The following is an 11,102-nucleotide window of genomic DNA, read 5'->3' as shown; positions in this document are numbered from 1 at the left end:
GCTAGCGCGCCACGGGTTCCGGAACGCTGTCGACCGAGGAATCCAGCGGCGGCACCGGCCGCTTGCGGCGGAACTCCCAGCGTCGCAGCGCTTCTCGGCACGGCGACTCGATAAGCCCGTAGCTGACCGCGGCGATCGCCCAGCCGAACACCAGCGTCAGCACCAGCACGATCGGCATGTGCCCGTTGAACGCGAACTCGCCGATGACGGGAAACACCATCGCCAGCGCGGCGAGGTGCCAGATGAACAGCCCGTAGGACCAGCGGCCCAGCGTGACCATCGTCGGGCTGCCCAGCAACCGGTGCGAGGTGTCGGGCCGGTCCAACACCAGCGGCGCGACCAGCGCGGCGGCCACCAGCGCGCCCATCGCAATCTTGACGATGAACTGGTCGACGGTGCCGGGGGTGAGCCCTTCAGGACCGGCGATCGGCGAGGCCGCCACCAGGAACGCCGCCACCGCGACGACGGCCATCAGCACCCGGCGCCGCGCCAACCGGTGCGCCCACCCGACCGGTGACACGGTCAACTCCGCGAGCAGCATGCCCGCGGCGAACCACGAGAAGAAGGCCGGCGGCCAATTGAGCGCGTTGACCCCGTACGCGGTGTCGAACGGGATCAGCCCCCAGGCCAGGCTGGCCACCGCCGCCGTCGCGATCAGCGGTATCCGGGCGCGCACCGGCACCCACCGCACCCCCAGCGCCAGCAACGGCAGCACCAGGTAGAACGCCACCTCCACCGAAAGGCTCCACATCTGGGTGAGGCCCGCCGTCAGGGTCAGCGGCACATAGATTTGGGTCAACGTGAGGTTGGCCAGCCACACCGTGAGGTCGGCCTTGGCGTCGGGCAGCAACAGCAGGATGACCACGACGGCCACCAGATAGCCCGGCATGATACGCACCACCCGCGACCGTAGGTAGTGCCCGGTCGGCGGGATCGGTCGCAGCCCGCGCGCCGCGGCGGCATGGCCGCGCCAGAGCAGGAAGCCTGAGAGCGCGAAGAACACCGCGACGGCGAGGTCGAACCGGCCGAACAACCGCCCAGCGATGCCGCCGGTGTGAGCGGTCTGGAAGGCGACGTGAGTGACCACCACACCCATTGCGGCGCAGGCCCGCATGCCCTCGACCGCGGGCAGAAATCCGCGCGTTCCGCCGACCCCGGAGGATTCCGTCACGGCGACCAGTGTGCCGCGCGAGCGGGAAATGGTCGAAAATAGGTCGTCATACGGTGGCCATCCGATGCGGTCGTAGTAAGCGACGACCTTAAACCGGGCTGTTAGTGTCGAACGGGTTTGCGGGTGACCGCAGGTGAAGGAGGCACGGTTTGAACCGCGCAGTGGCGCTGCGAATCGCGGCATGCGGGATCATGGGGCTCGGCGCTGCGTTGTTGATCGCCGCGTTGTTGCTGTCCACCTACACCGAGGGCAAGATCGCCAAGATCCCGCTCGACCTCGACGCCACACTGGTCAGCGACGGCACGGGAACGGCGTTCGACCCGGCCTCGCTCAACGAGCCGGTGTTCGTCGTCGACCGTGACGTGCCGGTGGTCCAGCAGCAGCAGATGACGGTGGAGGCGCCGTCCAACGCCGACGTCGTCACGCTGCAGGTCGGCACCACGCTGCGCCGCACCGACGAACAGCAGGACACCGGCCTGCTGCTGGCGATGGTCGACACCGTCACGGTGGACCGGCACACCGCCGAGGCGGTCTCCAGCGAGAGCAACCCCGGCGGCGCCGTGCAGAAGCCGCGCGCCATCGAGGACGAGCAGCCGCCGACCAACATCGCGCTGCCCCACGAGGGGCTGGCCTACCGGTTCCCCTTCGACACCGAGAAGAAGACCTATCCCGTCTTCGATCCGATCGCGCAGAAGGCGTTCGACGCCAACTACGACGGCGAAGAGGACGTCAACGGGTTGACCACCTACCGGTTCAGCCAGAACGTCGGCTACGACGCGGACGGCAAGCTGGTGGAACCCGTTCGGTATGCGTCGCTGTTGGACGACGAGGCCGACGCCGAGGTCACCGCGACCGCCGCGATGTGGGGCGTCCCCGGCGAGCCGGAAGAACCGATCACGATGTCGCGCTATTACGCCGCCCAGCGCACCTTCTGGGTGGACCCGGTGTCGGGAACCATCGTCAAACGCGAAGAGCACGGCTATCACTACTACGCCCGTGAGCCGCTCAACCCCGAGGTGACGTTCGTCGACTACCAGGTCACGTTCAACGAGGAGACGGTCGAATCCCAGGTCGCCAGCGCCCGTGACGAGCGCGACCGGGTGGCGTTGTGGGGCCGCATCCTGCCGATCACCTTCACCGCGATGGGGCTGGTGTTCCTGGTCGGCGGCGCGCTGGCCGGGTCGTTCAGCCTGCGCGCCGAATCCACGCTGATCGACCCGGGTCTCGACGAGGCCGACCACCGCTTCTTCGGTACGCGCGGATCCTCCGCTGAACCCGTGCCCGGCGCTGAGGCCCAGACCGAGAAGCTGCCCGCGCCCCGCCCGTCCGATCTGCCGCCGGACAGACCGGTCTGATCCCGCGACTCCAGGCGCCTGCACGGGCGCTGATGGCTGCCGGCTATGCGCTGGCGCTGTCCATCGCGGTGACCGCGCCGCTGTTCGCCCCGGGCTATCTGCTGTTGCGCGACGCGGTGTCGACGCCGCGCTCGTATCTGTCGGATGCCGCGCTGGGCCTGAGCGAGGCGGCACCCCGCGCGCTGCCGCAGGATTTCTTTGTCGCGATCACGTCGTCGGTGATCGACGGCGGCGTGGTCGTCAAGGTGCTGTTGGCCGCCGGGCTGTGGCTGGCCGGCTGGGGCGCCGCGCGGCTGGCGGCCCAGGTGCTGTCCTCCGGTTTGGCCGGCCAGTGCGTCGCGGTGACGGTCGCGGTGTGGAATCCGTATGTCGCTGAGCGTCTTCTGCAGGGGCACTGGAGTCTGTTGGTGGGCTACGGCTGCCTGCCGTGGGTGGCGGCTTCGATGCTGCGGTTGCGGGAGTCGACGTCGTTGGCGCCGATGTGGGCGCTGGTGTTCTGGATCGCGCTGGCGGGTCTGACCCCGACGGGTCTGCTGCTGGCGGCGACGGTGGCGCTGGCGTGTGTGTTCGCCCCGGGCACGGGACGGCCGCGTTGGCTGTGCGCGACGCTGACGTGTGGCGTCGCGGTGCTGGTCGCGCTGCCGTGGCTGCTGGCGGCGGCGGTCGCCGGTTCGTTGTCGTCGTCGCAGGCCGCCGGGGCGGCAGCGTTCGCGGCGCGCGCCGAACCGGGGCTGGGTACATTACTCAGCCTCGCCGGGCTGGGCGGCATCTGGAACGGAGAGGCCGTACCTGACTCGCGCACAACACTTTTCGCTGCGGTGGCGACGGTAGTGCTGCTGGCGATCGTGGCGTTGGGGCTTCCTGCGCTGATCCGGCGCCCGGCCGCGGTGCCGCTGGTGGTGCTGGCCGTCGTCGCGGTGCTGGTACCCGCCGTGATGGCGACCGGGCCCGGGCTGGCGCTGGTGGAGGCGATGATCCGGATGTTCCCGGGCCTCGGCGTGCTGCGCGACGCGCAGAAATGGGTGGCGTTGGCGATGCCCGCCTATGCCCTCGCCGCCGCGGGGGCGGTCAGCACGTTGCGGCGGTGGCTACCTGCCGCGGCGACGGCGGCGTTGTGCTGTGCGGCGCTGATCGCCACGCTGCCGGACCTGGCGTGGGGTGTGGGCGCCAAGGTGGTCGCGGTGCAGTACCCGCCGGGTTGGGCGACGGTCGCGGAGATGATCAACGCCGACCCGCGGCCGGTCGCGGTGCTGCCGGTGGACAGCATGCGCCAGTTCACATGGGCGGGTGCGGCTCCGGTGCTGGATCCGCTGCCGCGCTGGGTGCGCGCCGACGTGCTGTCCACCGGTGATCTGAACATCGGCGGCCAGACAGTGCCCGGCGAAGGTCAGCGTGCCCGGCAGGTGCAGGACATGCTGTTGCGCGGCGCGTCCCGCGACGAGTTGGCGCAAGCCGGGGTTGGCTGGGTGGTCGTCGAATCCGGCGGTGCGACAGTACGTTTGCCGTTGCCCGTCGCCTACACCGACGATCATCTGACCCTCTACCGCGTCGGCGCCGACCACCCCGGCGCGTCGGCGCGCCCGCTGATGATTGCGGCGCACGTGGTGTGGCTCGCGGCGCTGCTGGCGGGGCTGGTGGGGATGACGGTGGCGCGTTTGCGCCGGGCTACACCACGCCGCTGACGTAGCTGCCGGCGTGCACCGAGTCGAGGACGGTGTGCATAGCCTCGGCGCTCTGCCGCCAGGAGAACTCGCCGCTGCGGGTGTGGGCCTTGGCGCCCAATTCCTCGCGCAGCACAGGATCGGACAACAGCCGTTCGAGGCCGTCGACCAGCTCGTCGTGGTCGTCGACGAGCATTCCGGTGACGCCGTCGATGATCGAGTCGGTCAGCCCGCCGGAGGACCGGTAGCCGATCGTCGGCACCGCGTGTTGGCCCGCTTCGGTGACCGCCAGCGCCCAACCTTCTTTGCGGGACGGCAGCACATGCACCCAGCACCTCTGCAGCACATGGTGTTTGGTGTCGTCGTCGACGTGTCCGTGAAACGTCACCGCGTCGGTGATGCCCAGCAGCGCAGCGTGGTCGACGAGCCGCTGTCGCCACCAGCCGTCGCCGAGGATGTCCATATGCACGTCCGGGATCCGCTTGCGCAGTTCGGCGATCGCATCCAGGGCGTCCTCGATCTGCTTGTGCGGCACCAACCGGGACAACACCGCGACCCGCGGCGCCGCCGAGCGCGGCACGTTCAACGTGTCCGGGGGCGCCTCGTCAAGACCGTTGCGTACCACCGCGATCCGGTCGGGGTGCACACCGAGGCCGACGAGGTCGCGCGCCGAGGGCAGCGACACGGTGACGTACTGGTTGCGGCGGTTGACCCGCGGCGACAGCTTCGACTCGACGAACCAGCCGACGCGCCCCAGCACCGGACCCGCCACCGGCCACTGCTCGCGGTGGCAGTGGTGCACGAGCACCGCGACGCGGCGCCCATAGGCCAGCCGCGCCAAGAACGGGATGCCGTTCTGGGTGTCGATCACCACGTCGGGCCGGGTCTTGCGCAGCGGCCCGAGCCCGACGCGGGCCAGCACCATCGCCAACCCAGCCCAGATGTACACGGTGTGGCGGCCCCCGCCGCGGCTGATCTGCACGCCGTCGAGGGTCTCGCGTCGCGGGGCACCGGCGTAGCGCGCCGTCCGCAACGTCACTGCGACGCCCGACTGGGCCATTTGCGCGCCGATGCGCTGCAGATAGGCCTCACTGCCGCCGCCTTGCGGGTGCCCGGTGTCGCGCCAGCACAGCAGCAACACGGAGCGAACGCGGCGGTCAGACATCCGTGCCAGCGTAGCGGCTGGATATGGTCGCTCGGATGGCCGTCACCGATGTCACCGATGTGTTGGCCCGCCGCGCGACGCTGACCCGGTCGATCAAGCTGCTCAGTGAGTTCCGGTTCGAGCAGCACGATCCCGCGCGGTTCTACGGGGCGCTGGCCTCCGACACCGCGGCGATGGTCGCCGACCTGTGGCGCGGGGTGCACGGCGCCTCGCCGGCCGGCTGCACGCTGCTCGACATCGGCGGCGGACCCGGCTACTTCGCGTCGGCGTTCGCCGACGCCGGGGTGCACTACATCGGTGTCGAACCCGACCCCGGAGAAATCCATGCGATGCACGCCGCGCCCGAGGCGACGACACCGGCCACCTACGTGCGGGCTTCCGGTACGGCGTTGCCGTTCGCCGACGCCAGCGTCGACATCTGCCTGTCCTCCAACGTCGCCGAACATGTGCGTGAGCCGTGGCGGCTCGGCCGGGAGATGCTGCGCGTCACCCGGCCCGGCGGGTTGGTGGTGCTGTCCTACACGGTGTGGCTGGGCCCCTTCGGCGGGCACGAGACCGGGCTGTGGCACTACCTGGGCGGGGCCCGCGCGGCCGCGCGCTACACCCGCAAGCACGGCCGTCCGCCGAAGAACAACTACGGCTCGTCACTGTTCGCGGTATCGGCGGCCGCCGGGCTGCAGTGGGCCGACGGCACCGGGGCCCTGCTGGCCGCATTCCCCCGCTACCACCCGCGATGGGCATGGTGGCTGACGCGGGTCCCGGGGCTGCGGGAATTCCTGGTCAGCAACTTGGTGCTCGTTCTCATGCCGCCGACTGGAACAGGTTCTACTTTCGCCGGTGGATAGGTAGTGTGACGAGCATGACTCAGACCGTCGCGCACAAGACACCCGCCGGCGAGCCGGCGCATCGAACCCAGTGGGACAAACTCTTCATCGGCGGCAAGTGGGCCCAGCCCGCGTCCAACGAGGTCATCGAAGTCCATTCACCGGCCACCGGTGAGCTCGTCGGCAAGGTGCCGCTGGCCGTCGAGGCCGACGTCAACGCGGCCTGCGCGGCGGCCCGCAAGGCCTTCGACGAGGGGCCGTGGCCGCACATGTCCCCGCAGGAGCGGGCCAAGGTGCTCGGCGCCGCGGTCAAGCTCATGGAGGAGCGCGCCGACGAGCTGAAGTACCTGCTGGCCGCCGAGACGGGGCAGCCGCAGACGATCGTCGACATGATGCAGTACGGCGCCGCGATGTCGGCGTTCCAGTACTACGCGGGCGCGGCCGACAAGTTCGCGTGGAAAGAGGTCCGCGACGGCGTCTACGGCCAGACCATGGTGGTGCGTGAGCCGATCGGTGTCGTCGGCGCCGTCACCGCATGGAACGTGCCGTTCTTCCTGGCCGCCAACAAGCTGGGCCCGGCCCTGCTGGCCGGCTGCACCATGGTGCTCAAGCCGGCCGCCGAAACCCCGCTGTCGGTGTTCGCGATGGCGGAGATGTTCGCCGAGGCCGGTCTACCCGAAGGGGTGCTGTCCATCGTGCCGGGCGGCCCGGAGACCGGCCGCGCGCTGACGGCCAACCCGGAGCTGGACAAGTTCACCTTCACGGGCAGTTCCGCGGTGGGCAAGGAGATCGCCAAGATCGCAGCCGAGAAGCTCAAACCGTGCACGCTCGAGTTGGGCGGCAAGTCGGCCGCGATCATCCTCGAGGACGCCGACCTCGATGCGACGCTGCCGATGCTCGGGTTCTCGGGTGTGATGAACAGCGGTCAGGCCTGCGTCGCGCAGACCCGCATCCTGGCGCCGCGCTCGCGGTACGACGAGGTCGTCGAGAAGGTCGCGAACTTCGTCTCGGCGATGCCGGTCGGGCTGCCCGATGACCCGAACGCGGCGATCGGGCCGCTGATCAGCGAGAAGCAACGCGAGCGTGTTGAGGGCTACATCAAGAAGGGCGTCGAGGAGGGGGCGCGCCTCGTCACCGGCGGCGGCCGGCCGGAGGGCCTGGACAACGGCTGGTTCGTCGAACCCACCGTGTTCGCCGACGTGGACAACTCGATGACGATCGCCCAGGAGGAGATTTTCGGCCCAGTGCTGGCGGTGATCCCCTACGACACCGAAGAGGACGCCGTGCGCATCGCCAACGACTCGGTGTACGGCCTGGCGGGCAGCGTGTGGACGACCGACAACAAGAAGGCGATCGAGATCGCGTCGAAGATCCGCACCGGCACGTACGCGGTGAACATGTATGCCTTCGACCCGGGCTCGCCGTTCGGCGGGTACAAGAACTCCGGCATCGGGCGTGAGAACGGCCCGGAAGGCATCGAGGCCTACGTCGAGCACAAGAGCGTGCTGCTGCCGTTCGGTTACACCCCCGAGGACTGACGTTCCCGGATTATGGTTGAGAGCATAATCTGCTGACCGTTGGCCAGGTGCCGCGCCGGTCTGATCAGCGTCTCAGTGTGATCGGGAATACATAAATTGCCAATGGGTGTTACCCAATTTATGCTTCACGTCATACAAAGGGAGGCGCTCGATGTGGATCGTTGAGGTCAACTTCGCCGGACGCCGGTTCACCTATCGCGTGCCTGACAACCGTCGGCCCATCGTTCGCTTCGGGTCGCGCGGCTTCGGCTGGCTTTCGTCGCAGCCGCGGCCGACGCGCACGGCCTGACCGTTCGCTCCGGAGGTCTCTGCTGTCTGCCACCCCGACCAAGGGCCGCACCACCAAGCGCGGCTCCACCAGAACCAACATGCTCATCAGCGCCGCTCAGGTGCTGCGGGAACGCGGCGCCGCGGGCGTCACGATCGACGAGGTACTGGCGCGCAGCGGCGCGCCGCGGGGTTCGGTCTACTACCACTTCCCCGGCGGCCGCAACCAGATCCTGACCGAGGCGCTGCAGTACGCCGGCGAGGCGATCACCGAGGTGATGGACGATGCCGTCGCGCACGGCGGAATGTATTTGGTGCGGCAGTTCGTCGAGTTCTGGGAACAGCTGCTGGTCAAAAGCGACTTCACCGCGGGGTGCCCGGTGGTCGCCGCCGCGATCGGGTCGGCCGACGACGAGCCTGCGCTGAGTTCGCTTGCCGGCGGCATCTTCACCCACTGGCGCGACGCGCTGACCCGGGCGTTCGTCTCGGACGGGTTCGACGACGCCCAAGCCGCCTCGCTGGCGATCATGTGCATCGCATCGCTGGAAGGTGCGGTGGTGCTGTGCCGGTCCACCCGCAGCGTCGATCCGCTGCAGGACGTCGCCCAGCAGGTCGAATTCTTGATCAGGTCAAGGGAATTCATCCGTCGCCACGACGTTCCGGACCATCGCTAGCCCTTGCGCCACCGCGCGCAGACGAAGTCCTTGTTGACCGCCGACTCCGACAGCACCCATTCCGAACGGACCGGCAGCACACGGGAACCGGCGCCCAGCGAGCACGGGGCGTAGCTCACGATCATCTCGTCGATCAGGCCCGCGGCGACGAACTGCCCGGCGACGTCGCCGCCGCCGACCACCCAGACGTCCTTGCCGGCCGCGGCGGCCGCCAGCTTCGGATGCAGATCGGTCACGTCGCCGTCGAACGTCTGCACGGGATGGCCCGTCATGATGATGTGCGGACGGCTGGTCAGCACCCAGCACGGCTGCTCGTACATCCATTCGCCCGGTTGGTTTTTCACGATCCACTCGTAGGTGGCCGATCCCATCACGATCGCACCGATGGACTCGATGAAGGCGTCGTAGCCGAACGGCCCGGACTGGTCGATATCGCGTGACGTCAGCCAGTCCAGGCTGTCCGCGTCGTCGACGATGTACCCGTCCAGGCTGGACGCGGTGTAGTACACGGTCGCCATGTCAATTGCCTCTCATCCATTCGAGCGGATCGCCGTGGTCGGTGCGCACGCCTTGGCGCGCGAGCATCGCTCGGGCGAGTTGGCGTCGGTGCGCGGAGTAGGTGAGCACGTGCGCGATAATGCCGTACAGCTGAAAGGATTCCGGCGGGTCGCACAGTGCGTCAATGATGGTGTCATTTAGCCTGCCTTCGGCGGTATACGTGGAAACCATTGCCGCCCAGCCTCTTCCGATATCGTCGTGACGTTCGGCTAGCCTTCCGGGTGTGGCAGACTCGGGTTGGATCGCGGCGCGGTCCGGGAAATCGCGGCCCTCGATCGTGGCCAACCAGACCTGCTTGGTCCACACGATGGCGCCGAGCACCGCGCCGACGCTGGGCTCCGGCCCATCCCAGTCCAAGACCACCTGCCCGGGTGAGATCGGTTCGCGCCATTGGTCGTTGGACAGTTGGGCGGCATGGTTGATCAGATACGTCGTATCGGCGATGTCGTGGGCCACCATCAGTTGCGAGATGTCGGGCTCCTTGGTGTCACCGTCGCTGTCCAGCCACAGCGACTGGGGCGGATGGAAGTGCAGTCCGTTGGGCGCCTGAACCCGAAACGGCAATTCGGGGGCCCGAGATGGCGGTACGCCGAAGGTGCGTCGGAAGGCGCGCGAGAACACCTCCGCCGACGACCAGCCTTCGTCGGCGGCGACGGCCGATACGGTCTCGCCGTTGTGCAGGCGCCACGCGGCCCGCTCGAGCATGATGCGTCGGCGCAGCGCGGCGGGCGACTCCCCCGTCAGCCGGCGAACCTCGCGGGAGAAGTGGAATTCGGAGGCGTAGCTGCTGCGCGCCATATCGCCGACCTCCGCGTTGTCGGCGTCGACGACGGCGTCGAGCAGTTCGCGCAGCCGGTCCCGGCGTGATCGCTCGCTCACGTTGAACGAGTATCGTCGCGCATCCGCCGGTTGGACATGACAATTCCTGCTGTCCAGCCCGCCGAGATCGACGAAACGGTCGAAATTACTCGCACGAATCCGCCGAAATGTCCCGTTCGGCTCAAAAGAGAAGGTCGCTGACGCGGGCCTCGACGTCTCCGAGCCCCGACAGGTCGATGCCGAAGCGTTCGGTCAATGCGGTCAGCACGTCGGCGGCACTGTCGAAGCGGATCCGTTCGGTGTTGCCGGCGCGGTGGATGGCGAGGTCGCGGTCGCGCAGGTTGCCGCGGGCCTCGTCGGTGACGAGTGCGGCGGTCAGGCCCTTGACGAAGCCGGACTCGGGATGCGTTGACACATACCAACTTGCGACTTCGCGGTCGATCAGCGGCAGGGGGCGGGTGCCGAACAGGTAGAGCGGGCGCCATTCGTCGCGGATCTGGGTGTCCAGCATGTAGCCGTCGGCATGCTCGCGCAGCCGGTAGGGCTCGAGGCGGGTCTGCTGCACCGGGCCGGCTTCGAGCCGGATCGGCGAGGGCAGCGTCTGACCGCCAAAGCCGACGTCGACCAGCCAACGCCGGTCGTCCCCTGGCACGGTCACCGCCAGCGCCTCGTGCGTCTGCGCAGGCAACTCGTCGGAGTCGCGCATCCAAACCACCCGGCCGCCGAGCCGGTCGACGTCGAAACCGAGCTGCGCGAGCACGTAGCCCATCAGGCCGTTCTGTTCGAAGCAGTACCCGCCGCGGCGGCGACGCACCATCTTGTCGCTGAGGGCCGAAGCGCTGAGGTCGGCCACCGGGATCCCCATCAGCGGATCGAGGTTCTCGAACGGAATCGACCGGAGATGCGCGGCAACCAGCCCGTGCAGCGTGTCGACGGTCGCCGCGGTTGGGCCGGTGTACCCGATCCGGTAGAAGTAGGCACCCAGATCGAGCCCGGGGATCGCGTCGGCCGTCATGAGCACATCCTGCGGTCTCAACCGCAGTTGAGGTCAAGTGCCATGTCATACCCCC

Annotated in this window: 11 protein-coding genes; 6 read left to right on the top strand and 5 right to left on the bottom strand. The window is 68.7% G+C overall.

Features of this window, described 5'->3' with window-relative positions; translation table 11 throughout:
• Window position 1: 1 nt before the first annotated feature.
• Window positions 2–1,114, bottom strand: coding sequence for an acyltransferase family protein (locus ABQE44_RS25525; protein WP_448392701.1), 1,113 nt, complete (start codon window positions 1,112–1,114; stop codon window positions 2–4).
• Between the two features lie 206 nt (window positions 1,115–1,320).
• Here ABQE44_RS25525 and ABQE44_RS25520 point away from each other — a divergent pair, with 206 nt between their 5' ends.
• Both ABQE44_RS25520 and ABQE44_RS25515 read left to right on the top strand, forming a co-directional pair.
• The gene (locus ABQE44_RS25520) at window positions 1,321–2,526 is read left to right on the top strand and encodes a cell envelope lipid trafficking protein PgfA (protein WP_448432577.1); all 1,206 of its coding nucleotides are present in this window, start codon (window positions 1,321–1,323) and stop codon (window positions 2,524–2,526) included.
• Between the two features lie 32 nt (window positions 2,527–2,558).
• Window positions 2,559–4,208 (top strand): MmpA family trehalose lipid delivery protein, encoded by a 1,650-nt coding sequence (locus tag ABQE44_RS25515; RefSeq protein WP_448432575.1) that lies wholly within the window; start codon window positions 2,559–2,561, stop codon window positions 4,206–4,208.
• Here the strand turns inward: ABQE44_RS25515 and ABQE44_RS25510 are convergent.
• Window positions 4,192–5,352: a glycosyltransferase family 4 protein gene (locus tag ABQE44_RS25510; RefSeq protein WP_448432573.1), complete on the bottom strand. Its 1,161-nt coding sequence runs from the start codon at window positions 5,350–5,352 to the stop codon at window positions 4,192–4,194. The genes ABQE44_RS25515 and ABQE44_RS25510 overlap by 17 nt on opposite strands.
• A 35-nt stretch (window positions 5,353–5,387) precedes the next feature.
• Here ABQE44_RS25510 and ABQE44_RS25505 point away from each other — a divergent pair, with 35 nt between their 5' ends.
• The 4 genes from ABQE44_RS25505 (at window position 5,388) to ABQE44_RS25490 (ending at window position 8,655) form a co-directional block, all read left to right on the top strand.
• Window positions 5,388–6,197 (top strand): class I SAM-dependent methyltransferase, encoded by an 810-nt coding sequence (locus ABQE44_RS25505; RefSeq protein WP_448392642.1) that lies wholly within the window; start codon window positions 5,388–5,390, stop codon window positions 6,195–6,197.
• 14 nt (window positions 6,198–6,211) lie between these two features.
• Entirely contained in the window at window positions 6,212–7,714 is a 1,503-nt protein-coding gene (locus ABQE44_RS25500) for an aldehyde dehydrogenase (protein ID WP_448392643.1), read from the top strand.
• 151 nt (window positions 7,715–7,865) lie between these two features.
• Window positions 7,866–8,003, top strand: coding sequence for a hypothetical protein (locus ABQE44_RS25495; protein WP_448392644.1), 138 nt, complete (start codon window positions 7,866–7,868; stop codon window positions 8,001–8,003).
• Between the two features lie 79 nt (window positions 8,004–8,082).
• Complete coding sequence (locus tag ABQE44_RS25490) at window positions 8,083–8,655, top strand: TetR/AcrR family transcriptional regulator (RefSeq protein ID WP_448392645.1); 573 nt, start codon at window positions 8,083–8,085, stop codon at window positions 8,653–8,655.
• Here the strand turns inward: ABQE44_RS25490 and ABQE44_RS25485 are convergent.
• From ABQE44_RS25485 to ABQE44_RS25475, 3 genes are all read right to left on the bottom strand, one after another.
• Window positions 8,652–9,173, bottom strand: coding sequence for a dihydrofolate reductase family protein (locus ABQE44_RS25485; protein WP_448392646.1), 522 nt, complete (start codon window positions 9,171–9,173; stop codon window positions 8,652–8,654). The genes ABQE44_RS25490 and ABQE44_RS25485 overlap by 4 nt on opposite strands.
• Before the next feature lies 1 nt (window position 9,174).
• Window positions 9,175–10,092, bottom strand: coding sequence for a helix-turn-helix domain-containing protein (locus tag ABQE44_RS25480; RefSeq protein ID WP_448432571.1), 918 nt, complete (start codon window positions 10,090–10,092; stop codon window positions 9,175–9,177).
• A gap of 121 nt (window positions 10,093–10,213) precedes the next feature.
• Window positions 10,214–11,047: an arylamine N-acetyltransferase family protein gene (locus tag ABQE44_RS25475; protein ID WP_448432569.1), complete on the bottom strand. Its 834-nt coding sequence runs from the start codon at window positions 11,045–11,047 to the stop codon at window positions 10,214–10,216.
• Window positions 11,048–11,102 lie beyond the last annotated feature (55 nt).

It is taken from the genome of Mycolicibacterium sp. XJ2546 (assembly GCF_053483195.1).
This window is presented reverse-complemented; position numbering and strand designations above follow the sequence as displayed.

Coding starts and splice junctions, on each gene's coding strand:
- ABQE44_RS25525 (WP_448392701.1), bottom strand. CDS start 1,114: ATGCGGGCCTGCGCCGCAATGGGTGTGGTGGTCACTCACGTCGCCTTC.
- ABQE44_RS25515 (WP_448432575.1), top strand. CDS start 2,559: ATGGCTGCCGGCTATGCGCTGGCGCTGTCCATCGCGGTGACCGCGCCG.
- ABQE44_RS25510 (WP_448432573.1), bottom strand. CDS start 5,352: ATGTCTGACCGCCGCGTTCGCTCCGTGTTGCTGCTGTGCTGGCGCGAC.
- ABQE44_RS25505 (WP_448392642.1), top strand. CDS start 5,388: ATGGCCGTCACCGATGTCACCGATGTGTTGGCCCGCCGCGCGACGCTG.
- ABQE44_RS25500 (WP_448392643.1), top strand. CDS start 6,212: ATGACTCAGACCGTCGCGCACAAGACACCCGCCGGCGAGCCGGCGCAT.
- ABQE44_RS25495 (WP_448392644.1), top strand. CDS start 7,866: ATGTGGATCGTTGAGGTCAACTTCGCCGGACGCCGGTTCACCTATCGC.
- ABQE44_RS25490 (WP_448392645.1), top strand. CDS start 8,083: ATGCTCATCAGCGCCGCTCAGGTGCTGCGGGAACGCGGCGCCGCGGGC.
- ABQE44_RS25485 (WP_448392646.1), bottom strand. CDS start 9,173: ATGGCGACCGTGTACTACACCGCGTCCAGCCTGGACGGGTACATCGTC.
- ABQE44_RS25475 (WP_448432569.1), bottom strand. CDS start 11,047: ATGACGGCCGACGCGATCCCCGGGCTCGATCTGGGTGCCTACTTCTAC.